At 69.0% G+C, this 22136-nt stretch carries 25 protein-coding genes; 14 read left to right on the top strand and 11 right to left on the bottom strand.

The annotated features are described in order from the left end of the window. Positions 1 to 4: 4 nt before the first annotated feature. From STVA_RS11500 to rpsF, 5 genes are all read right to left on the bottom strand, one after another. Complete coding sequence (locus STVA_RS11500; RefSeq protein ID WP_123688090.1) at positions 5 to 1231, bottom strand: SAM-dependent methyltransferase; 1227 nt, start codon at positions 1229 to 1231, stop codon at positions 5 to 7. 246 nt (positions 1232 to 1477) lie between these two features. Continuing rightward, the gene (rplI, locus tag STVA_RS11505; RefSeq protein WP_123688091.1) at positions 1478 to 2029 is read right to left on the bottom strand and encodes a 50S ribosomal protein L9; all 552 of its coding nucleotides are present in this window, start codon (positions 2027 to 2029) and stop codon (positions 1478 to 1480) included. Between the two features lie 4 nt (positions 2030 to 2033). After that, positions 2034 to 2969, bottom strand: coding sequence for a DUF2232 domain-containing protein (locus STVA_RS11510; protein WP_123688092.1), 936 nt, complete (start codon positions 2967 to 2969; stop codon positions 2034 to 2036). A 40-nt stretch (positions 2970 to 3009) separates the two neighbouring features. After that, a complete protein-coding gene (gene rpsR, locus STVA_RS11515; protein WP_123688093.1) occupies positions 3010 to 3315 on the bottom strand; it encodes a 30S ribosomal protein S18 in 306 nt (101 codons plus the stop codon). Further along, positions 3312 to 3788 carry a 30S ribosomal protein S6 gene (rpsF, locus tag STVA_RS11520; RefSeq protein ID WP_123688094.1) on the bottom strand — a complete coding sequence of 159 codons (477 nt, stop codon included), beginning with the start codon at positions 3786 to 3788 and terminating at the stop codon, positions 3312 to 3314. Before rpsF ends, rpsR begins: the two co-directional genes overlap by 4 nt. A gap of 254 nt (positions 3789 to 4042) precedes the next feature. On the opposite strand from rpsF, the gene fabD reads away from it, so the two are divergent. The 5 genes from fabD to mltG all read left to right on the top strand — a co-directional run bounded on the left by fabD (position 4043) and on the right by mltG (position 8460). Beyond that, the gene (gene fabD, locus STVA_RS11525; RefSeq protein ID WP_123688095.1) at positions 4043 to 4984 is read left to right on the top strand and encodes an ACP S-malonyltransferase; all 942 of its coding nucleotides are present in this window, start codon (positions 4043 to 4045) and stop codon (positions 4982 to 4984) included. Positions 4985 to 5015: 31 nt separating this feature from the next. Then, positions 5016 to 5753 (top strand): 3-oxoacyl-[acyl-carrier-protein] reductase, encoded by a 738-nt coding sequence (fabG, locus tag STVA_RS11530; protein WP_123688096.1) that lies wholly within the window; start codon positions 5016 to 5018, stop codon positions 5751 to 5753. Positions 5754 to 5920: 167 nt separating this feature from the next. Next, positions 5921 to 6157, top strand: a complete 237-nt coding sequence (locus tag STVA_RS11535; RefSeq protein ID WP_123688097.1) for an acyl carrier protein — start codon at positions 5921 to 5923, stop codon at positions 6155 to 6157. Positions 6158 to 6188: 31 nt separating this feature from the next. Then, positions 6189 to 7451 (top strand): beta-ketoacyl-ACP synthase II, encoded by a 1263-nt coding sequence (fabF, locus tag STVA_RS11540; protein ID WP_123688098.1) that lies wholly within the window; start codon positions 6189 to 6191, stop codon positions 7449 to 7451. Between the two features lie 25 nt (positions 7452 to 7476). Continuing rightward, positions 7477 to 8460 carry an endolytic transglycosylase MltG gene (mltG, locus tag STVA_RS11545; RefSeq protein ID WP_123688099.1) on the top strand — a complete coding sequence of 328 codons (984 nt, stop codon included), beginning with the start codon at positions 7477 to 7479 and terminating at the stop codon, positions 8458 to 8460. 13 nt (positions 8461 to 8473) lie between these two features. Here the strand turns inward: mltG and STVA_RS11550 are convergent, their stop codons facing one another. Then, a complete protein-coding gene (locus STVA_RS11550) occupies positions 8474 to 9250 on the bottom strand; it encodes an SDR family NAD(P)-dependent oxidoreductase (protein WP_123688100.1) in 777 nt (258 codons plus the stop codon). An 82-nt stretch (positions 9251 to 9332) separates the two neighbouring features. Between STVA_RS11550 and STVA_RS11555 the strand changes: the two genes are divergently transcribed. The 4 genes from STVA_RS11555 to STVA_RS11570 all read left to right on the top strand — a co-directional run bounded on the left by STVA_RS11555 (position 9333) and on the right by STVA_RS11570 (position 13002). Then, positions 9333 to 10226 carry a YicC/YloC family endoribonuclease gene (locus STVA_RS11555; protein ID WP_245978156.1) on the top strand — a complete coding sequence of 298 codons (894 nt, stop codon included), beginning with the start codon at positions 9333 to 9335 and terminating at the stop codon, positions 10224 to 10226. A 17-nt stretch (positions 10227 to 10243) separates the two neighbouring features. Further along, positions 10244 to 10879 carry a guanylate kinase gene (gene gmk / locus STVA_RS11560; RefSeq protein WP_123688101.1) on the top strand — a complete coding sequence of 212 codons (636 nt, stop codon included), beginning with the start codon at positions 10244 to 10246 and terminating at the stop codon, positions 10877 to 10879. Between the two features lie 477 nt (positions 10880 to 11356). Continuing rightward, positions 11357 to 11575, top strand: a complete 219-nt coding sequence (locus STVA_RS11565) for a helix-turn-helix domain-containing protein (RefSeq protein WP_245978158.1) — start codon at positions 11357 to 11359, stop codon at positions 11573 to 11575. Positions 11576 to 11619: 44 nt separating this feature from the next. Continuing rightward, on the top strand, positions 11620 to 13002 hold the full coding sequence (locus STVA_RS11570; protein ID WP_123688103.1) for a calcium-binding protein: 1383 nt from the start codon (positions 11620 to 11622) through the stop codon (positions 13000 to 13002). A 28-nt stretch (positions 13003 to 13030) separates the two neighbouring features. Here STVA_RS11570 and folE read toward each other — a convergent pair whose 3' ends face one another. Next, entirely contained in the window at positions 13031 to 13672 is a 642-nt protein-coding gene (gene folE / locus STVA_RS11575; protein ID WP_123688104.1) for a GTP cyclohydrolase I FolE, read from the bottom strand. A gap of 134 nt (positions 13673 to 13806) precedes the next feature. Between folE and STVA_RS11580 the strand changes: the two genes are divergently transcribed. The 5 genes from STVA_RS11580 to STVA_RS11600 all read left to right on the top strand — a co-directional run bounded on the left by STVA_RS11580 (position 13807) and on the right by STVA_RS11600 (position 19254). Continuing rightward, entirely contained in the window at positions 13807 to 15678 is a 1872-nt protein-coding gene (locus tag STVA_RS11580; RefSeq protein ID WP_123688786.1) for an ABC-F family ATP-binding cassette domain-containing protein, read from the top strand. Between the two features lie 26 nt (positions 15679 to 15704). Next, the gene (locus STVA_RS11585; protein ID WP_197735850.1) at positions 15705 to 16094 is read left to right on the top strand and encodes a RidA family protein; all 390 of its coding nucleotides are present in this window, start codon (positions 15705 to 15707) and stop codon (positions 16092 to 16094) included. A gap of 65 nt (positions 16095 to 16159) precedes the next feature. Continuing rightward, complete coding sequence (locus STVA_RS11590) at positions 16160 to 16657, top strand: CcdC protein domain-containing protein (protein ID WP_142235748.1); 498 nt, start codon at positions 16160 to 16162, stop codon at positions 16655 to 16657. 59 nt (positions 16658 to 16716) lie between these two features. Then, positions 16717 to 18714: a primary-amine oxidase gene (locus tag STVA_RS11595; protein ID WP_123688107.1), complete on the top strand. Its 1998-nt coding sequence runs from the start codon at positions 16717 to 16719 to the stop codon at positions 18712 to 18714. Between the two features lie 18 nt (positions 18715 to 18732). Continuing rightward, positions 18733 to 19254, top strand: a complete 522-nt coding sequence (locus STVA_RS11600; RefSeq protein WP_123688108.1) for a DUF4189 domain-containing protein — start codon at positions 18733 to 18735, stop codon at positions 19252 to 19254. A 16-nt stretch (positions 19255 to 19270) separates the two neighbouring features. Here STVA_RS11600 and STVA_RS11605 read toward each other — a convergent pair whose 3' ends face one another. The 4 genes from STVA_RS11605 to STVA_RS11620 are packed head-to-tail and all read right to left on the bottom strand — an operon-like array spanning position 19271 to position 22090. Then, entirely contained in the window at positions 19271 to 19684 is a 414-nt protein-coding gene (locus tag STVA_RS11605; protein WP_245978159.1) for a type II toxin-antitoxin system VapC family toxin, read from the bottom strand. Further along, entirely contained in the window at positions 19685 to 19942 is a 258-nt protein-coding gene (locus tag STVA_RS11610) for a type II toxin-antitoxin system Phd/YefM family antitoxin (RefSeq protein ID WP_123688109.1), read from the bottom strand. Positions 19943 to 19995: 53 nt separating this feature from the next. Then, complete coding sequence (locus STVA_RS11615) at positions 19996 to 21507, bottom strand: tripartite tricarboxylate transporter permease (protein ID WP_123688110.1); 1512 nt, start codon at positions 21505 to 21507, stop codon at positions 19996 to 19998. 28 nt (positions 21508 to 21535) lie between these two features. After that, complete coding sequence (locus STVA_RS11620; RefSeq protein ID WP_123688111.1) at positions 21536 to 22090, bottom strand: tripartite tricarboxylate transporter TctB family protein; 555 nt, start codon at positions 22088 to 22090, stop codon at positions 21536 to 21538. Positions 22091 to 22136: the final 46 nt, after the last annotated feature.

Here is a 22136-nt window from a genome sequence, read left to right on the forward strand (position 1 = left end):
CCGATCAGGCCGCTATGTCCGCCCGCGCGTCCGCCCGGCTTTCCCATTCGTGGATATAGTCGCGGGTCAGCGGCACCGCCTTCAGGTCGCGGGTCATCTGCATCTGGAAGACCATGTGGCCCTGGTTGACGAAGGCCAGTTCGCAGCCAACCAGATAGAACTCCCACATGCGGCAGAAGCGCTCGTCGTAGATCTGACGGATCTCGTCGCGGCTGGCCTCGAACCGCTCGCGCCAATGGCGCAGCGTGTAGGCGTAGTGCAGGCGCAGGATCTCCACGTCGGTCACGAACAGGCCGGTGCGCTCGACGATCGGCAGTACCTCGGACAGGGCCGGGGAATAGCCGCCGGGGAAGATGTACTTGCGCAGCCACGGGTTGGTGGCACCCGGCCCGTCCGAGCGGCCGATGGAGTGGAGCAGGGCGACCCCGTCCTCGGCCAGCAGCTTCTGCACCTGGCGGAAGAACGTATCGTACTGGTTGATGCCGACATGCTCGAACATGCCGACCGACACGATACGGTCGTAGCGCCCGGTCTCCTCGCGATAGTCCCGTAGCAGGAACCGCACGCGATCGCTGAGCCCGGCGCGGCGGGCGCGCTCCTGGGCCACCTTGTGCTGCTCCTCCGACAGGGTGAGCCCGGTCACCTCGACCCCTGCCGTCTGGGCCAGATAGAGTGCCAGCCCGCCCCAGCCGCAGCCGATGTCCAGCACATGCTGGCCGGGCTGCAGCAACAGCTTGGCCGCGATGTGGCGCTTCTTGTTGTGCTGGGCCGTCTCCAGGCTGTCGCCCGGCTGCATGAAGTAGGCGCAGGAATATTGCCGGTCCTCGTCGAGGAACAGGTCGTAGAGCCGGCCCGACAGGTCGTAATGGTGGGCGACGTTGGCGCGCGAGCGCGCGACCGGGTTGTACTGCCGCAGGCCGCGCAGCCAGTGCTCCAGCTTGCGCCCCGCCGACATCACCGGCGGCTCCGGGATGTGTGCCAGGTTCTCGGTCGCCAGGAACAGGAAATCGTAGAGCGTGCCCTCGTCGAGGGTCAGCGTGCCGTCCATGAAGGCTTCGCCGACATGGAGTTCCGGTTTGAGGGCCAGCCGCGTGTGCAGCGCCTTGTCGTGCAGGCGGATCGCGACGGGCTTGCCGGTGCCGTCGCCGAATGTCCAGGTTCTGCCCGCCGCATCGGTGAGCTTCAGGGTCCCCTGGCGGATGATGTGACGAAGGAAGCGAGCGAACAGCATGATGGCGTTCCACCCCCGGGCAATTCTTGCCGGTGCGGAGTGCCGATTCGGGCTGCCCCGCGCGGGTAACAATTACGCCACAACCTGAATTTGTCCTCAAGCATCGCTGCACGCATTGCAGCTCTGCTCCATCAACGGCTTAGTCGGATGGAAGTGGCCGATGACAGCGCCGGACGCGCGCCGTCACTCCAGTCTGTCCGGCGCCGGCCCGGGCAACCTTGCCGCGGGCCGGTGCCGAAGTCGTCGTCAGGCCTCGGTCTCTTCCTCGGCCGCGTCCTCTTCCGCTGCGGCCGGCTCGGCAGCGGCGGCGGTCGGGGCGGGGGCGGCGGCGCGTGCCTGGGCCGCGGCTTCCTCGACCGACTGGGCGACGTTGACCGTCACCTTGACCGAGACTTCCGGGTGCAGGGCTACGCGGACCGTGTGCAGGCCCAGCGTCTTGATCGGCTGGTCGATCAGGACCTGCGTGCGCTCGACGGTGAAGCCGCCGGCGGTGACCGCATCGGCCACGTCCTTGGGCGACACCGAGCCGTAGAGCTGGCCCGACTCGCCGGCCTGGCGGATCGCCGTCACCGACAGGCCTTCCATCTTGACGGCCACGGACTGCGCTTCGTCGCGCCGCTTCAGGTTCGCCGCCTCGAGCTGCGCACGGCGCGTCTCGAAATGCGACAGGTTCTCCTTGGTGGCGCGGAGAGCCTTCTTCTTGGGCAGCAGGAAGTTGCGGGCGAAACCCGCGCGCACCTTAACCACTTCGCCCATCTGGCCGAGATTCTCGACCCGCTCGAGCAGGATCACATCCATCGTACTACTCCTTCTCGGCCGCGGGCGGTTCGCCGAGGCGCCGCCGGATTCCGGCCCACTGCTCCACGAAACCCAGGACGACCAGCGCCGCCGCAGGCCAACCGAATACCATTATCGCCGCATAGGCCCCAACCAGGATGACCCAGCGTAACGGACGCCGCCTCGCATAGGCATGGACGACGGCCAGACCGACGAAGAAGAACGGCAGGCACAGCACCAGGCTCAGGTTCGAGCCGAAATGTGCGGGCACCCCGCCGCCCAGTATCGCCAGGGCCAGCCCGGCTGCCACCGGCACGAGCGCCCATCTGGGCAGCTCGATGTCGGACACCCGGGGCGTCGGCCGGCGGTTGTGCCCGAAGCGGACCAGCGCACCCTGCGCCAGCGCCCCGTTCACGACCACCATGACCATCCAGGACACCAGCACGACCGCGGGGAAGAGGGGTGCAACCGCCCCCACCGCGCGCTCGATCTGCGCCTCCGGTCCGCCTACCATCATCGCCAGGCCTGCCCGCAGGAACCGCTCCACCGTGCCTGGCAACCCGCCTTCCGACCCGCCGAAAGCGAGGTAGGCGGTGACCAGGCCGGCGACGGCCATGCCGGTGAGCCATGTCACCAGCATGCCGGGCGGATACCAATCGGCGCTGCCGTCCGGCCGGGGCCGGTTCAGCAGCGACAGATGGGCCAGCCAGTATGCCGGGAGCGCGTTGACGGCCAGGAAGACGACGGCGAACAGGCCGTTCTCCACCAGCGTCAGCACCGCGGCCGCGACCGCGCCCGAGATCGCCAGCAGCCCCGCCGAATGACCCAGGCCGATCGCGAAGAGCGGCAGCTGAGTCAGATAAGCGAAGATGATGGCGCCCGGCGTTCCCAGCGTGGCGGCGAGTGCGAACAACGCACTCGCCAGCCCGGCGCCGAAGGCATAGAGGACCGGCCCCTGCATGGCGGCGGCCCGTCCGCTGCCCGTCCTATCGCATCCGGCCCTACTTCACGAGGTAGGGCAGGAGGCCCAGGAAGCGGGCGCGCTTGATGGCCTGGGCCAGTTCACGCTGCTTCTTGGCGGAGACGGCGGTAATGCGGCTGGGAACGATCTTGCCGCGCTCGGACACGAAGCGCTGGAGCAGCTTCACGTCCTTGTAGTCAATCTTGGGCGCGGTCGGACCCGAGAAGGGGCAGCTCTTGCGACGCCGGAAGAACGGTCGACGACCGCCTCCGCCGCCACCAGCCCGCTCGCCCGCACCACCGCTGCTCGCACCGCCGGCTCCACCGGCACCAGAGGGGGACCTCATGCTTCGCCTCCTGCGACGACGGCCGCGTCGCGGCCGCCTTCCCGATCACCACCGCGATCGCCACGGTCGCCGCGATCACCCCGGTCGCCGCGGTCACCACGATCGCCCCGGTCGCCATACTCCCGGCGCGGGCGGTCGCGATCGTCGCGGCCCTTGGACTGCATCATCGCCGACGGACCCTCTTCCAGGGCGTCGACGCGGACCGTCAGGCTGCGCAGCACATCTTCGTTGATGCGCATGTTACGCTCCATCTCGGCCACCGCCGCGGGCGGGGCGTCGATGTTGAGCAGGACGTAGTGCGCCTTGCGATTCTTGCGGATTCGGTAGGCGACGTTGCGAAGGCCCCAATACTCGCGCTTGGTGACCTGCCCGCCGTTCTCGGTGATGATCGTCGCGAACTGTTCGGTCAATGCCTCGACCTGGTTCGCGGCAATGTCCTGCCGAGCAATAAAAACGTTCTCATAGAACGCCATGGTGCCAGATACTCCTTTTGGCTATTCGCGGGCCCGGCGCCGGACGATCGGATTCGACACGGCGAACGGGGCCTAGCCGGCTGGGCCGGCAAGGAGCGAAGGCGCGGGAATATACACATCGTCGCCTCCCGCGCAAGCCGCGTGCCGGGACGCGGTACGGTCGCGGTGTCCGGGCGACGCCGTACCTTGACTCCGCACCATCCCCGTTTATGAGTGACCGCGCGTTTCGCGAGCCGGCGTTCGCGCGGGGGGAAATGACAAGAGCATTCGTTTTTCCTGGGCAGGGTTCCCAGGCGGTCGGCATGGGACGGGAACTGGCGGATGCCTTTCCGGCCGCGCGGCTGGTGTTCGAGGAGGTCGACGACGCGCTCGACCAGAAGCTGTCGCGCCTCATGTTCGAGGGCCCGGAAAGCGATCTGGTCCTGACCGAGAATGCGCAGCCCGCCCTGATGGCGGTCAGCGTCGCCGTCGTGCGCGCCATCGAGAGCGAGAGCGGGCGCAGCCTGGCCGATCTGGGCATCTGCGTCGCTGGCCACTCGCTGGGCGAGTATTCGGCCCTGGCGGCGGCCCGCGCCTTCACTCTTGCCGACGCCGCGCGCCTGCTGAAGCGGCGCGGCCAGGCGATGCAGAAGGCGGTGCCGGTCGGCGCCGGTGCGATGGCTGCATTGCTGGGGCTCGACCTGGAGCAGGCGCAGGCGGTGGCGGCCGAGGCGGCCGAGGGCCAGGTCTGCGATACCGCCAACGACAATGCGCCGGGCCAGGTCGTGGTCAGCGGCGATCGCGAGGCGGTCGAGCGTGCGGTCAAGCTGGCGGCCGGGCGGGGCGCCAAGCGCGCCATCCTGCTGCCGGTCAGCGCCCCCTTCCATTGCGCCCTGATGCGGCCCGCGGCCGACGTGATGGCGGAGGCCCTGGGGCAGGTCGCCCTGGCGCCGCCGACCCTGCCGCTGGTTGCCAACGTCAGCGCGGCAGCCACGAGCGACCCGGATACGATTCGCCGCCAGCTCGTGGAGCAGGTGACGGCCATGGTGCGCTGGCGCGAATGCGTGCTGGCGCTACGCGAACGGGGCGCCACCGCGGCGGTCGAGCTGGGTGCCGGGCGGGTGCTGTCGGGCCTGGTGAAGCGCATCGACCGCGAACTGGCGACCCAGGCGGTGGCCACGCCGGCCGAGGTCGATATTTTCCTGAAGACGCTCTGAAGCACCGATCACGGCACGAAGGGACGAGGGCATGTTTCGGCTGGATGGCAAGCGCGCGCTGGTGACCGGCGCCTCGGGCGGGATCGGCGGCGCCATCGCCCGCATCCTCCACGCGCAGGGCGCGGCCGTGGCGCTGGCCGGCACCCGGGCGCCCGTGCTCGAGGCCCTGGCGGCCGAGTTGGGCGAGCGCGCCGCGGTCGTGGTCGCCGACCTCTCCGACCAGGCCGCCACCGACGCGCTGGTCAAGGAGGCCGAGGCGCGGCTGGGCGGCCTCGACATCCTGGTCAACAATGCCGGATTGACGCGCGACGGGCTGGTGCTGCGCATGAAGGACGAGGACTGGCAGCGTGTGCTGGACGTGAACCTGACGGCAGCCTTCCGCCTGTCCCGCGCCGCGCTGCGCGGAATGATGAAGCAGCGCTGGGGCCGCATCGTCTCCGTCACGTCGATCGTGGGCCACACGGGCAATCCCGGCCAGGCGAACTATGCCGCCTCCAAGGCCGGCATCGCCGGCATGACCAAGGCGATCGCGGCCGAGGTGGCATCGCGTGGCATCACCGTCAACTGCGTTGCGCCGGGCTTCATCGCGACCGCCATGACCGATGCGCTGAACGACGAGCAGCGCCAGCGAATCCAGACGCAGATCCCGTCGGGCCGCATGGGAACCCCGGACGAGGTTGCTGCGGCGGTGGCCTATCTGGCCAGTGCCGAGGCCGGTTACGTCACCGGCCAGACCATCCATGTCAATGGCGGCATGGCGATGCTCTGAACCCCCGCGGGCGGATGGGGTGGCGGGCGTCGGCCGATGCTGGCAAACCCCAAACGTTCATGGTATGGGGGCGCGCTTACCCCAGATTTCCAGAAATGGTGGCCGGCGCTCCTTCGCGTCGGCACCTGCCTTAGACTGAAGCCGGACATACCTAGAGGAAGGCCAAGATGAGCGACGTCGCCGAACGGGTTAAGAAGATCGTGGTGGAGCATCTCGGTGTCGAGGAAGCCAAGGTCACCGAGAATGCCAGCTTCATCGACGATCTGGGCGCGGACAGCCTCGACACCGTCGAACTGGTGATGGCCTTCGAGGAAGAGTTCTCGATCGAAATCCCCGATGATGCTGCCGAGAAGATCGCGACCGTGAAGGACGCGATTGAATTCATCAGCAAGAAGCAGGACTGAGCCCGAGGGCCGGTCGGTCCGGGCTTTTCCGATGCGTCGCGTAGTCGTTACGGGTCTCGGCGTCGTCACCCCCCTGGGGATCGGCGCCGAGCACAACTGGAAGCGCCTCGTCGCGGGCGAGTCCGGTCTCTCCGCAATTCAGTCCTTCGACGTCTCCGATCTGCCGTCCAAGGTCGCCGGCATGGTGCCGCGGGGTGCAACCGCGGACCAGCATTTCAATCAGGACGACTGGGTCCCGCCCAAGGACCAGCGCAAGATGGACAAGTTCATCATCTATGCGATGGCCGCGGGCATCCAGGCCGTGGAGGATTCGGGCTGGAAGCCCCAGGACGAGGAATCCCAGGAACAGACCGGGGTCATGATCGGCTCCGGCATCGGTGGCCTGCCTGGTATCGAGGAAGGCGCCCTGCTGCTGCGTGACCGGGGGCCGCGCCGCATCAGCCCGTTCTTCATCCCGGCCTGCCTGATCAATCTGGCTTCGGGCCACCTGTCGATCCGCTACGGCTTCCGCGGCCCCAACCATGCCGTGGTCACCGCCTGCTCGACCGGGGCGCATGCCATCGGCGATGCCTCTCGCCTGATCGCCTGGGGTGACGCCGACGTCATGGTTGCCGGTGGCACCGAGGCGGCCGTTTGCCGGCTCGGCCTTGCCGGCTTCGCCGCGGCGCGCGCGCTCTCGACCAACTTCAACGACGAGCCGGAACGGGCCTCGCGCCCGTGGGACAAGGATCGCGACGGCTTCGTCATGGGCGAGGGGGCCGGCTGCGTCGTGCTCGAGGAACTCGAGCACGCCAAGAAGCGCGGTGCCAAGATCTATGCCGAGGTGCGCGGCTACGGCATGTCGGGCGATGCCCACCATGTCACGGCCCCGCCCGAGGACGGCAATGGCGGCTACCGGGCGATGCGCAACGCCCTGCGGTCGGCCAAGCTGAACACGTCGGACATCGACTACATCAACGCCCACGGCACCTCGACGCCGCTTGGCGACGAGATCGAGCTGGGGGCCGTGAAGCGGCTGTTCGGCCAGGACGCCTATCAGCTCTCCATGTCGTCGACCAAGTCGGCGATCGGGCATCTGCTAGGAGCGGCCGGCACGGTCGAGGCCATCTACTCGATCCTGGCGATGCGAGACAGCGTCGTGCCGCCGACCCGGAACCTCGAGAATCCCTCTCCGGGCTGCGACCTCGACCTCGTGCCGATCCACGCCAAGGAGCGGAAGGTGCGCTATGCCCTCTCCAACTCCTTCGGTTTCGGCGGGACCAACGCCTCGCTGATCTTCGGCCCGGCGCCCTGACGGGCGCCGGCGTCGAAGCCTGACCATGCGCGCCGTCCTGCGCCTGCTGCTCCTTCTGGTGGTGGTGGGCGCGGGCGTGCTGGGCGGGGCCTGGTGGTGGGCCGACCAGCGCATCGCCCAGTCCGGGCCGCTGGCCGAAGAGCGCGTCCTCCTCATTCCCCGCGGCCTCGGCGGTGAGGCCATCGGCCAGCGACTGGCGGCCGAAGGCATCGTCGAGCATCCCTGGCTGTTCCATTTCGCGGTCTTCCGAGCCGGCGTGGAAGGCCGGCTGAAGGCCGGCGAGTATGCCTTTCCGGCCGGCGTCTCGACCCGCGATGCCGCCATCCTCGTGGCGTCCGGGCGCGTCCACCAACGCCGCCTGACCGTGGCCGAGGGCCTGGCCGCGCGCGAGGTCACCCAACTCCTGGAGAGTGCGCCGGGGCTTGAAGGCAAGGTGGCGGCCCCCCTGGTGGAAGGCGAGGCCTTCCCCGACACCTATTTCTACGCCTGGGGCGACCGCCGCGACGACATCGCCCAGCGCATGCGCCGGGCGATGAAGGACGAGATCCAGCGCGCCTGGGCCGAGCGCCAGGCGGACCTGCCGGTGGCGAGCCCCGAGGAACTGGTCGTCCTGGCCTCGATCGTCGAAAAGGAAACCGCGCGCGCCGACGAGCGGCCGCGCGTCGCCGCCGTATTCGTCAACCGGCTGCGCCGGGGCATGAAGCTGCAATCCGACCCGACGGTGATCCATGCCGTCACCGGCGGCGGCCCGCTCGACCGCGCGCTGACGCGGCGCGACCTGGAGCAGCCCTCGCCCTTCAACACCTACTACTCGGCAGGCCTGCCGCCGGGGCCGATCGGCAATCCCGGGCGGGCGTCCCTCCAGGCCGCGGCCAAGCCGGCCGAGAGCGACGATCTCTACTTCGTGGCCGATGGCAGCGGCGGCCATGCCTTTGCCCGGACGCTGGCCGACCACAATCGCAACGTTGCCCGCTGGCGGCGCATCCAGCGCGGGCTGCCGCCCGAATAAGGCGGGGCAGGGGTCAGCCGCCTTTCCGGGGCAGCCGGCGCAGCAGCGGGTCCGTCCAGGCGATTGGCAGGCCCGCCAGCAGGCGGACGGCGGCGTAGACCGGCCAGGGAAAGGCGATGCGGCCACGGTCGCGCGCCAACCCGCGGCAGATGATGGCGGCCGCCCGCTCGGCCGACATCAGCATGGGCATGGGGAAGCGGTTCACCGCCGTCATCGGGCTTTCGACGTAGCCGGGGCAGATCACGCTGACGCCGATGCCGTCCGCGCGCAGCTCGCCGCGCATTGCCTCGCCGAGAACGCGCACAGCGGCCTTGCTGGCACAGTAGGCCGGTGCGCCCGGGAAGCCGCGGAACGCCGCGAGCGAACTCATCAGGGCGATCTGGCCCCGGCGCCTCGGCCGCATGCAGGCGATGGCGGGATGCACGGTGTTGAGCACGCCATCGACATTGACGGCGAAGATGCGCCGGGCCTGCGCCTCGGACTCCCCGCCATCGCCGGTCCCGGCCGAAATGCCGGCATTGGCGATCACGAGGGCCAAGGGGTGGCTCAGGTCGGCATCGGCGATCCAGTCGGCCATCGTCGTGCGGTCCGCCACGTCGATGGCAGCCGTGCGGACCGTGGCTCCACGGTTGCGGCACTGCACGGCCACGGCCTCCAGCCGGCTGGCGTCGCGGCCGCCGAGCTCCAGCACGGCACCGGGAACGGCATAGGCGAGGGCCAGGGCCGCGCCGATGCCGCTGGAGGCGCCGGTCACGAGGATGCTGCCGCTGCCGGCTACGTGCGAGGTCATTGGCCGACGATACATTGTCCGCCGCCCGGGCGCCCCGCTATAAGGCGCGGGGCGGGGCAGGGGCACCCCCATGGAAGGACGGATGAATTTGTCGATCGCCAGCATGACGGGCTATGCGCGCCGCGACGGCCGCCATGGCGAGGATGCCTGGACCTGGGAGGTCAAGAGCGTCAACGGCCGCAGCCTGGAGGTGCGCTGCCGGCTGCCGCCCGGCTGCGACCACCTGGAGCTGCCGGTGCGCACGGCACTGGCCGAGCGGCTGAAGCGCGGCAACGTGTCGGTCACGCTGACCCTGGCGCGGCGTGCCACGACGCAGCGGCTGGCGGTCAACGAGGCCCTGCTGGACCAGGTGATTGCCCTGATGCGCGGGCTGGAGCAGCGGCTCGATGCCGCACCACCGCGCCTGGACGGGCTGCTCGGCATCCGCGGCGTGCTGGAGACGGTGGAGGACCAGCCCGAGACCGCCTCGCATGAGGAGCGCGACCGGGCGATGCTGGCTGACCTGGCCGCCGTCCTTGCCCTGCTGGTGGCCGGGCGCGACGACGAGGGGCAGCGCCTGCTGCGCGTCCTGGTGCAGCGCCTGGACGAGATCGAAGGCCATGTCTCGGCCGCCACGGCGACGGCGGCGACCCAGCCCGAGGCCATCCGCGACCGGCTGTTGGCGCAGATCACCAACCTGCTGGGCGGCGCCAACCCGATCGCGCCCGAGCGGCTGGCGCAGGAAGCGGCCCTGCTTGCCTCCAAGGCCGACATCCGCGAGGAGATCGATCGCCTCAACGCCCATATCGGGGCGGCCCGCGCCATGCTGGCCGAGGGCGGGGCCGTCGGCCGGCGCCTGGACTTCCTGTGCCAAGAGTTCAACCGCGAGGCCAACACGCTGTGCTCCAAGTCGGGCGACATCGGGCTGACCCGGATCGGGCTCGACCTGAAGTCGGCGATCGAGCGACTGCGCGAGCAGATCCAGAATATCGAGTAGCGGGGAAAGCCTTGACCATGGAGCCCAACATTCCGCGCCGCGGCATGATGCTGGTGTTGTCGTCGCCGTCCGGCGCGGGCAAGACCTCGATCTCGCGCCGCGTGCTGGCCGAGGAGCCGGAGTTGAAGATGTCCGTGTCGATGACGACGCGGACGCGGCGGGCCGGCGAGGCCGAGGGCATCGACTATTATTTCGTCGACCTCACGACCTTCAACCTGATGGTGAACCGGCGCGAGTTCCTGGAGTACGCCAAGGTCTTCGACAATTACTACGGCACGCCGCGCAGCACGGTGGAGAAGGAACTGGCCGGCGGTCGCGACGTGCTGTTCGACATCGACTGGCAGGGCACGCAGACGCTAGCCCAGGCCGCGCGCGACGACCTGGTCAGCATCTTCATCCTGCCGCCGTCGACGGCCGAGCTGGAGCGGCGGCTGCGCACGCGCGCCCGCGATTCGCTGGACGAGGTGGCGCGGCGGATGGGCCGGGCGGCCGACGAGATGAGCCATTGGCCGGAATACGACTACGTCATCGTCAATCGCGACCTGGAGGAGAGTGTGGCCCGGGTGCGTGCGATCCTGGTGGCCGAGCGCCTGCGGCGGCAGCGCCAGCCGGGCCTGGCGGAGTTCGTGAAGCGCCTGCGGGAAGGGCAGTGAGGGGGCCGGCCGCCCCCGCCGTCCTTGTACAGTGACTTATTGATAAAACTGCTTGCTTGCTCCGGCCGGTTCCGATATACAGTGACTTATTGACGTGGTTCGAACGTCACGCCGCCTGATGAGACGCCCGGCAAGCGTCGAAACGGGTCACCGTAGCGGCAGCCTCGATGTTCTCCGGCAGCGGGCATCACATTCGCCCCCCCGTATGCCCGCCGCCGGTCCCAGTCCGCCCGACCGTCGAGGCTGCCGCGCACTACCCTTGGACGCCACCTGCGTCGCCCCCCGGCGCAGGTGGCTCCAAGTTTCCGGTGGACCGGCGGCGAGATATCCAGTAACTCGATGACATCGAAAACCGATCAAACCGATGACGAAGGGAGGTTGGTGATGTACGCGCAATATGTGCGTTCGGCCGACCATGCGCGCCAGCTTCGCCAGGATGCCGGTCGTTGGCTTCGTTCCTGCCGGGAGGCGCGGGCGATGACCCAGCGCGACTTGGCGGAGCGGGTGGGCTTGCGCTACTACACCTTCATCTCGCAGATCGAGGGCGGGCACGGGCGCATTCCGCCCGACCAGTACGAGGCATGGGCAATCGCGCTCGACATCGAGCCGCGGGACTTCGCCAAGTCCATGCTGCGCTACTATGATCCCTTCACCTTTCGACTCCTCTTCCCGGAGGAAATGGCGGTTTCCGCCTAGGTGAAGCAGTTGCCGGCCGTCCAGGCCAGCCAGCGGAGGGCCGAGTGGGGGACGTGATCGAGCTGTTCGGATCGCCGGTGCGATCGGGCGGCTGGACCGAACAGGAAAAGGCCGAGCTCTATCGCGCCGCGAGCCTTCTGGGCGCGCGGGGCTTGCCGTTCGATTCCGAGTTCGGCACGACCGACGACGGCGACCCCTGGTTTCTCTTCATCGGCCGCGGCACCGGCGAGGTGCTGGCCCATTTCGCGCGCATCGACGGCACCTTCGTGGTGCACCACGCGGCCGCCGACGTCGTCTTCGAATCGCGCGACATTCGCGACCTCGTCGATCGCGTCCTGGTCTTCCCCGACCGCTCGGTCGGCCGGGCGTCGGGCGATGCGTTCCATGCCCATATCGCGGTCACGGTGGCGGCCCTGGGCCTGTCGCTGGAGAGCCTGTCGCAGTTCTTCGAGGGCGGCGAAGCCGAACTGGCGCCGGAAGGCGAGGCGTCCGCCGCCCAGGCAGACGATGCGCCGGCCGCCCAGTGGCTGCTCGACGATGACGAAGCGCTGCCGGGCACCGACGACGAAACGATCGCCGGTGACGATGGCGGCGAGCCCGAGGGCGAGCCGGCCGATCCCGCGCCGCAGGTTCGCGCCGTCGACGTGGAGGAGCCGCAGGAAGAGCCGATCGCCGCCGCCGGCGATTCGCCGACGCATGTCGATCCGGTTCGCGACAGCTTCCACGTCGATCTGGACATGCCCGAAGGCCTGCCGCTCGTGCCGGTCGACCTGACCTTCGACGGCGTGGTCCTATCGGGTGGCCAGGCCGACGACACCCTGGTTGGCAGCGACCAGGCCGACTTCCTGTCCGGCGGCGACGGCCGCGACCTGATCATCGCCAATGGCGGCGACGACATCGTGGCGGCCGAGGGCGGCAACGACACCGTCCTGGGCGGCGACGGCAACGACATCCTGGCTGGCGGCACCGGCGACGACCTGCTGCATGGCGGCAAGGGCGACGACCTGATGCTGGGCGGGGCGGGTGACGACCTGCTGTATGGCGGCAAGGGCAACGACACGCTGCAGGGCAATGCCGGGCAGGACACCCTTTCCGGCGACAGCGGCGACGACCTGCTGCTGGCATCGAGCGGCGAGGCGGTGCTGATCGGCGGCAACGGCCAGAACGTCTTCCATTTCGGCGAGGGCAGCGCCGTTGCCTATGCCGGCGAGGACCGCGACATCTTCGTCTTCGAGGAGGGCGAGCGGGCCGACGTCGTCATCCACGACTTCGACCCCGAGATGGACGAGTTGTACTACCTGAACGGCAGCGGCATCCGGGTGGAGGTCGACACGCGGTCGCCGGCCGGCGACGACCTGATCCTGCACCCCAGCCTGGGCGGCACCCTGACCATTCTCTTCGACGACCCGCACCCCGCCGGAACTTGACGAGGGGGAACTTGACGGGGGGCCGGCGTCAGGCCGCCGCCGCCCCGGCGCGGCCGCCGATCGCCAGCATGAATTCCTGCCGCGCCACCGGATCGGTGCGGAACGCCCCCAACATGCGGCTGGTGACCATCGATACGCCCGGCTTATGCACGCCGCGGGTGGTCATGCACTGGTGCTGGGCCTCGATGACCACGGCCACGCCGAGCGGCTGGAGTGCCGTGTCGATGGCCTGTGCGATCTGCGCGGTCAGCTTCTCCTGGATCTGCAGCCGCCTGGCATAGGCGTCGACGACGCGGGCCAGCTTGCTGATGCCGACGACGCGGCTGCGCGGCAGGTAGGCCACATGGGCGCGCCCGATGATCGGCACCATGTGGTGCTCGCAGTGGGATTCGAAGCGGATGTCCTTCAGCAGCACCATCTCGTCATAGCCTTCGGTCTCGTCGAAGGTGCGGTTCAGGATCTCCACCGGGTCGAGCCGGTAGCCGCCGAAGAACTCCTCATAGGCGCGCACGACGCGGGCCGGCGTATCCAGCAACCCTTCGCGCCCGACATCGTCACCGGCCCAGCCGATCAGCGTGCGGATCGCCGCTTCCGCCTCTTCGCGTGTCGGGCGGCCGGTCGTCGGCGCTGCGGACGTCCGGTCCGGCGGCGGCAGGGTAAGGGCGTCCATCGGTGATCCTTCCATAAGCTGGCTTGATATTCGCCACGCGCGCCGGTTTGGATCAACCGCCGGGTTCAAAGCAGGCCACCGCCGACGGTCGGCGAGGTTGGAGCGGGCGGACGGCCCATGTTATGGACCGGCGCATGATCGAAATTCGCGCCATGACCTACCGCATTGCCGGCCGGGTCCTCTTCGACGGCGCCGACGCGACTATTCCGGACGGGTATCGGGTGGGCATCGTCGGACCGAACGGAACCGGCAAGTCCACCCTGTTCGACCTGCTGCTGAACCATATCCAGCCCGACGGCGGCTCGATCGGCATCCGCCCCGGCGCGCGCGTGGGCTTCGTCGCCCAGGAGGCGCCGGAAGGCGAGACGACGCCGCTGGAGGCCGTCCTGGCCGCCGACACCGAGCGCGAGCGCCTGCTTGCGGCGCTGGAAACCGCGGCCCCCGAGGACCTGGCCGACATCCACCTGCACCTGCAGGCGATCGGCGCGCAGTCGGCCCCGTCGCGGGCGGCTTCCATTCTCGACGGGCTGGGCTTCGACGCAGAAGCGCAGGCTCGCCCGCTCGCCAGCTTCTCGGGCGGTTGGCGGATGCGCGTCGCCCTGGCCGCCGCCCTTTTCGCCGAGCCCGACCTGCTGCTGCTCGACGAACCGACCAACCATCTCGACCTGGAAGCCACGATGTGGCTCGAAGGCCATCTGGCGCGCTATCCGCACACCCTGCTGGTCATCAGCCACGACCGCGCGCTGCTGAACACCGCCGTCAACCAGATCCTCCACCTGGCCCAGCGGCGGCTGACGCTCTATGGCGGCAACTACGACACGTTCGAGCGCCTGCGGGCGGAGCGGCGGGCGCACGAGGCGGCCTTCACGCGGACGATCGAGGCGCAGCGCAAGCACATGCAGGCGTTCGTCGACCGCTTCCGCTTCAAGGCCTCCAAGGCCCGCCAGGCGCAGAGCCGGCTGAAGGCGATCGCCAAGCTGCCGCCGCCGGCCGCCGTGGCCGAGGACCCGCACGTCGTCTTCAACTTCCCGACGCCGGTCGAGCTGGCGCCGCCGATCATCTCCTGCGACGAGGTCTCGGTCGGCTATGGCGGGCGCGCGGTCCTGAAGCGCCTGGACCTGCGGGTCGACCCGGATGACCGCATCGGCCTGCTGGGGGCGAACGGCAACGGCAAGTCGACGCTGGCCAAGCTGTTCGCGGGTGCCTTGGAGCCGATGTCGGGCCGCATCACCCGGTCGGCCAAGCTGTCGGTCGGCTTCTTCGCCCAGCACCAGCTTGATGCGCTCGACGCCGAATCGACCGCGGCCGAGCAGATGGCCCGCGCGATGCCGCACCTGCGCGAGCCCGCGATCCGCGCCTATCTCGGCCGCTTCGGCCTGACCCAGCAGAAGGCCGACGTGAAGGCCAAGGACCTGTCGGGTGGGGAGAAGGCGCGGCTCGCCCTGGCCCAGGTCTGCCGGGTGGCGCCGTCGCTGCTGATCCTGGACGAACCGACGAACCATCTCGACATCGACGCCCGCGCGGCGCTGGTGGCGGCGCTGAACGACTACCCGGGCGCGGTCGTCATGGTCAGCCATGACTGGTCGCTGCTGGAGGCGACCGTCGACCGGCTGCTGCTGGTGGCCGACGGCATGGTTAAGCCGTTCGACGGCGACCTCGACGACTATCGCCGTCTGCTGCTCAACCGCCAGAAGGCGGCCGCCCAGTCCGAGGGCCCGTCGGAGAGCGAGCGCAAGGTGCTGCGGCGCGAGGCCGCCGGCAAGCGGCAGGCGGCAGCCCCCTTGCGCAAGAAGGTGCAGGCGGCCGCCGTCGCCGTCGACCGGCTGGAGAAGGAGCGCGCGGCGGTCGAGAAGCGCCTTGCCGATCCAGCCACCTACGCCAAGGATGCGGCATCGGTGCCGGACCTGCTGAAGTCCAAGGCCGACCTCGACCGGCGCGTCGCCGCCGCCGAGGCGGACTGGATGGAGGCCGAGGAGGCACTGGCCGCCGCCATGGCGGACGCTTGAGCCGCAAGGAGAGGGATATGCCCCCGATGATCCAACACCACATCATCCCCGGCCTGGCGCGGCCGATCTCGCCGTCGAGCCATGCCGTCATCGTCGACGGCTGGGTCTTCATGACGGGCCAGCTCGGCCGTGACCTCGACGACCCGGATGGGCCGCTGTTCGACGGCATCGCGTCGCAGACCGCCCAGGCGCTGCGCAATATGGACCGCGTGCTGACCGGCCTCGGCGGGTCGCTGGCGAGCCTCGTGTCGGTCCGCGTGTTCCTGACCGAGTTCGACCGCGACTATGCCGCGATGAACGCGGCCTATGCCGAGTTCTTCCCGGAGGGCCGGCGGCCGGCACGCACCTGCATCGGCGTGACCGGCCTGGTGAAGCGGGCGCTGGTCGAGATCGACGGGATCGCCCGGGTGGAGTAGAAGTCCGCTCATCGTCAGGGTTGAAGAGGCGTCCGAGTCCTCAACCCGGCGACGGAGCCGAAAAAATGGAAATGCTGCTGACGATCGTCGCGCGCACGCCCCCCTGGGTGTGGGTGGTTCTAGTCATCGTGCTCGTCATCGGCTTCCGCGGGCTTCGCCCGCAACGCTCCAGCCCCCGACGCCTGCTGATAACGCCCGCCGTCTTCGTGGCGATCGCACTCGTTCAACTGGTGATATCGGCCAACCCCCTGGCGGCCCTGCCGGCCTGGCTGGCCGGCATGGTGCCGGGGGCGGTGATCGGCTGGGTATGGGCGCGCGGCCTGCCATTCCGCATCGACCGAGCGGCCGGGCGCATCGAGACCCCGGGCACGGCATTCTGGCTGGTCGTCGGCATGTTGCTGTTCGCCTGCCGCTACGCGCTCGGCGTCTATGTCGGCATGCATCCCGAACTGCGGACCGACCCGTTCTGGGTTGCGGCGCCGTTCCTCGTCGCGGGCGTGGGCAGCGGCATGGCGCTGGCCTGGGCGGCGCTGCTCCTCCGGCGCTATTTCCGGGATTCCTAGCCGCGTCTGGCACGGTGGCTGCTACTCTCGCATCCAGGACCGGATGGACGGAGGGGACCATGGCACCCGCACAAGATGGAGCGCTCGCGCACCGCGCCGATACGCCACATCCGGCGGCACTTCATCCGCTGGATCCGTTGTCGGCCGACGAGATCCGCCGGGCTGCCGGTATCCTTCGCGCCCATTTCGACCTGGGCGAGGCGCTGCAGTTCGAGACGATTGATCTCGACGAGCCGGACAAGGCGGCGGTGCGGGCCCATGCGCCGGGCGCGCCGGTCCGGCGGTCGGCCCGCTTCGCGGTCTACCGTCGCGGCGCCACCGGCCTGTGGGCCGGCCGAATCGACTTCGATGCCGGCACAGTATCGGCGGTCGATTTCCTGCCCGACGCCCGGCCGATGTTCTCGCCCGAGGAGTTCATGCAGATCGAGGCTGCCGCCAAGGCCGATCCGCGCTTCCAGGCCGCCATCGCCCGGCGCGGCATCGACCGCATGGATCTGGTCTGCGTCGACCCCTGGACGGCCGGCAACTTCGACGGGGCGGGCGAGGGCGGCCGGCGTGTCGCCTACACCTTCGTCTGGCGCCGGGCATTCGAGTACGACAACTACTATGCCCATCCGGTGGAGGGGCTGAACGTCGCGGTCGACGTCGACACGTTCGAGGTGATCCGCGTCGACGACCATTCGGCCGCGGCCGGCACCTTCGTGCCGGTGCCGATGACGCCCATCAACTACGACGCCGACTTCCTCACCGACCTGCGCCAGCCGCTGAAGCGGCTCGACGTCGTCCAGCCGGACGGGCCGAGCTTCACGGTCGATGGCAACCACATCCTATGGGACAACTGGGACCTGCGCGTCGGCTTCAGCGGGCGCGAAGGGCTGATCCTGCACCAGATCGGCTATACCCAAGGCGGCCGTCGGCGACCGGTCGTCTATCGCGCGTCCATCGCCGAGATGGTGGTGCCCTACGGCACGCCCGAGGGCGTGCACTATCGCAAGAACGTCTTCGACAGCGGCGAGTACGGCTTCGGCAAGCTGGTGCAGTCCCTGGCGCTGGGCTGCGACTGCCTCGGCCATATCCACTATATGGACGTGACCCTGCACGACATCCTGGGGCAGCCGCTGGTCATCCCCAGCGCCATCTGCATCCATGAGGAAGACGCGGGCCTGGCCTGGAAGCATTTCGATTTCCGCACCGGCCGCACCGAGACCCGGCGCCTGCGCCGGCTGGTGGTGTCGTCGATCACGACCGTCGGCAACTACGAATACTGCTGCTACTGGTACCTCTACCAGGACGGCACGATCGAGTTCGAGATGAAGGCGACCGGCATCATCAACACCGCCGCCTGCATCCCCGGCACGGCGCAGGAATACGGCACCGAGGTCGCTCCCGGCATCATCGGCCACATCCACCAGCACATCTTCTGCGCACGCCTCGACATGGAGGTGGATGGCCCAGCGAACACGGTCGTCGAATGCGACACGGTTGCCCCGCCGATGGGGCCGGGCAACCCGATGGGCAACGCCTTCAAGGTCGTCGAGCGACCGCTGACCCGCGAACTGGAAGCCCACCGCCGCGTCGATTTCGAGCGCATGCGCTACTGGAAGATCGTCAACCCCGCGGCCCGCAACCATGTGGGCAAGCCGACCGGCTACAAGCTGGAGGCGACCTCGGCCGTGCAGCCCTATCTCGACCCCGCCGGCCCGTCCGGCAAGCGCGCCGGCTTCATCTACAGCCATCTGTGGGTGACGCCCTATCATGTCGACGAGCGCTACCCGGCGGGCGAGTTCATGAACCACTCGACCGGCGCCGACGGCCTGCCGGCCTGGACGGCGCAGGACCGGTCGGTCGAGAACACCGATATCGTCCTCTGGCATTCCTTCGGCCTGCACCACCTGCCGCGGCCCGAGGACCATCCCGTGCAGCCGCGCGTGCTGTGCGGATTCAAGCTGATGCCGGTCGGCTTCTTCGACGGCAACCCGATCATCGACCTGCCACGCGAGAAGAATGCGGCCAGTCGGGGGAATCTGGAGGGAGCCGGACCAAGCTGCTGCAGCTAACCGGCGGGAGGCCCAGGCATGGCGGCGATCCGTTCCGCGCTCCTGGCGGTCGTCCTGCCGTTGCTGGCTTCGGCCGCCCTGGCGCAGGATTGCGAGATTCGCTGCCGCACCGGCTGCTATGGCAACTCCACTGCCGACGCCTGGAAGTGCGACGAGGACCGCCGGTCCTGCATCGCGTCCTGCCGGTCGGAGCAGGGATCGGGGTCCAGTGGGTCCTCGGCGCCGGCGACGCGGTCGTTCGGCGCCATTGCCTATTCCCGGGCGGCCGGCACGCATGGCTATTCCTATGGCCGCCCGTCCCGCGCGGCGGCCGAGGCGACCGCACTTGGCCACTGTCGCCGGGCCGGGGGCAGGACGGGTGATTGCGCCGTGCTTACGTGGTTCTGGAACTCCTGCGGCGCGCTCTCCGTCGCTGGCAATGGGAGCTACGGCGCCGACCACGGCCCAGACCGGGCCGCGGCGGAACGGGGGGCAGCCCGGGTCTGCGCGCGCTTCGGCGGCACCGACTGCCGCACCGTGGCGTGGACGTGTAGCCGGTAGGGGCCGCCCGGAAAGGCTAGGCAGCTTGAAATGGATCGTGCGTACGAACGGGAAATGGGAGGAAGTCCTTCCCATTTCTCGTGACCACGGTCAGCCCATGCACGAGAGCCGTGGCGGCGATCATGGCATCCTCGGCCAGGTGGTCCGGCTGCCTGTGCATCAGGCGAGCCCAGCAGCGGAACGTCGATGAATCCATGGGCAGGATTGTGTAGCGATCGACCAATCTGATCAGCCAATCCTCGATCTCGCCGGCCTTCGAAGGATCGTTGCTTCGAGTGACCTCGATGCCGGCCTGGATTTCACCGACCGTGACCGCGGATATGGAAAGGTCCGCGCTCGGAACGCCGGCCAGCCAGGCCAGGACCGCGCCATGGGGTCGCTTTCGACGAAATTCGGAGACGACGTTCGTATCGAGCAAATACACCGCCACTCACTCGATTTCCATCGGCAGGCGCCGGCGCAGACGTCCCCGTGGGGGTGTCTCTGCCCCTGCCTCCGACGAACTGGCAAGGAGGAAATCCTTCAGTGTGGGGTAGGCAGAATTCTGGAGTCTGCGCCAGTCATCAACTGGCACCAGGACCGCTGCCTCCGTCCCGCGCCGGCTCACGATCTGTGGGCCCTCCTTGATGCAGGTCTCGAGCAGTTCGCTGAAGCGCGCCTTCGCGTCCTGTACCGGCCAGATCCTCATACCGTGACCCCTTGATATGACTAGTCACCTAACTGGTCATGATAGTAACGATCTCAAGTGGACAATCGTTCTTTTCGGAACAGCCCGACGATCCGCCGCTGCATGCCCGGTATCGACCACAGGATGGCCGCCAGGGTCAGCAGCGCCAGGGCCGCACTGATCGGCCGGGTGAAGAAGGGCGTCGGGTCGCCGCCGGTCAGCGACAGGCCGCGCAGCAGGTTCTTGTCGAGCAGTTCGCCCAGCACGAGGCCGAGGATCAGCGGCGCCATCGGGAAGTTCAGCAGGCGCATGCCGAAGCCGATCATGCCGAAGGCCAGCATGACGTAGATGTCGAACACCCGCGACGTGATGGCGAACGCGCCGACGGTGCAGAGCACGAAGACGATCGGCATCAGCTTTTCCCGCGGCACCAGCAGGATCCAGAGCAGCGGGCGCACCAGCGTCAGGCCGAAGAACAGCTTCATCATGTCGGCCATCACCAGCATGGCGACGATCTGGTAGACGAACTCCGGCTGGGTCACCATCAGCATGGGGCCGGGGTTCACGTTGTGGATCAGCATCGCCGCGAGCAGGACGGCGGCCGGCGCCGAGCCCGGCACGGCCAGGGTCAGCACGGGAATGATGGCGCCCGGCACGCAGGCGCTTTCCCCCGTTTCGGCCGCCATCAGCCCCTCGACGGAGCCCTTGCCGTACTTGTGCTTCTCCTTGCTGGCGCGGCGGGCGGCGGCATAGGAGGTCCAGGCGGCGGTATCCTCGCCCAGCCCCGGCAGCACGCCGATGAAGGTGCCGATGGCGCCCGATCGCAGGATCGTACGCCAGTACTGCAGCACGTCGGCGATGCGCGGGATGACGGAATCGATCTTGTTGGAGACGGCCTTGAAGGCCGGGCCGCTCATGACGTGCAGCACCTCGGCGACGCCGAAGGCGCCGACCAGCGCCGGCAGCAGGCCAATGCCGCCCGCCAGGTCGACGGTGCCAAAGGCGAAGCGCGGATAGGCGTGCACCGTCTCCTGGCCGATGGTGGCCACGAACAGGCCGAAGAATCCGGCGATGTAGCCTTTCAGCGCGTCCCCGCCTGACAGCGAGCCGGCGATGACGATGCCGAAGACCGCCACCCAGAAGAACTCGTAGGAGCCGAAGGAGAGCGACATCTCGCCCAAGGTCGGCGTGAATATGGCCACGCACAGCGTGCCGAACAGCGTGCCCAGCCACGAGCCCGCGGTCGAGATGCCCATGGCGCGCCCGGCCATGCCCTGGCGCGCCAGCGGGAAGCCGTCCAGTGTCGAGCAGGCGCTGGCCGGCGTTCCCGGGATGTTGAGCAGGATGGCGCTGCGGCTGCCGCCATAGATCGCGCCGACATAGACGCAGATCAGGATCAGAATCGCCGAGTTGGGTGCCATCGTGTAGGTCAGCGTCGTCATCAGGGCGACGCCCATGGTGGCGGTCAGCCCCGGCAGCGCGCCGACGATGATGCCGAGCAGGGTGGCCCAGAAGACGTTGAAGAGGGTGCTGCCGTTGGCGAAGCCGGCGAAGGCGTTGCCCAGCATGGCGAGATTGTCGAGCATCGCGGGCAAGCCCCGGTCTGAGTACGGGTCAGGGAAGGCGGACGAGGAAGAGCTTCTCGAAGACCAGCGTGACGGCGATCCCGGTCGCCACCCCCAGCGCCACCGCGATGGCGACGCGGCGCACCCGGCGCGCGGTGGATTCGTCCTGCCATTCGAAGAGCAGGATGAAGCCGGTGACGAATAGCGTCACCGCCAGCCAGAACGGCATGCGGCCGATCAGGCCGATGGAGAAGACCAGGCAGATGGCGACGGCCGCCGCCAGCCGCGAGACGCTGGAATGGGTGAAGCCGGTCGTCGACGGCACATAGCCGCCGCCCGGCCGCAGCGCCCCGCGCACGATCGAGCGCGCGGCCAGCGCAATGCCCAGGATCGCCAGCACGATGCCGTAGAAGCCGGGCACGATGCCGGGCGCGGTGAAGGGGTCGCCGCCGCGATCGGTGAAGGTCGGCATGTCGAGCGCCAGCCGTATGACCGTCAGGGCCGCGGCTAGAACGACGATCGCGGTCATGAGGTCGGTGCGCGGCGCCGGCTCCGGCCGGATATGGTCGGTCGGCACGGGGGCGTCGTCGCTCGCGTCGGTCATCGCCTGCCAGCCTGTTTATCGAGGGGATGCAAAGAGAAGGGGCCGC

Source organism: Stella humosa, assembly GCF_006738645.1.
In the GTDB taxonomy this organism is placed as follows: domain Bacteria; phylum Pseudomonadota; class Alphaproteobacteria; order ATCC43930; family Allostellaceae; genus Allostella; species Allostella humosa.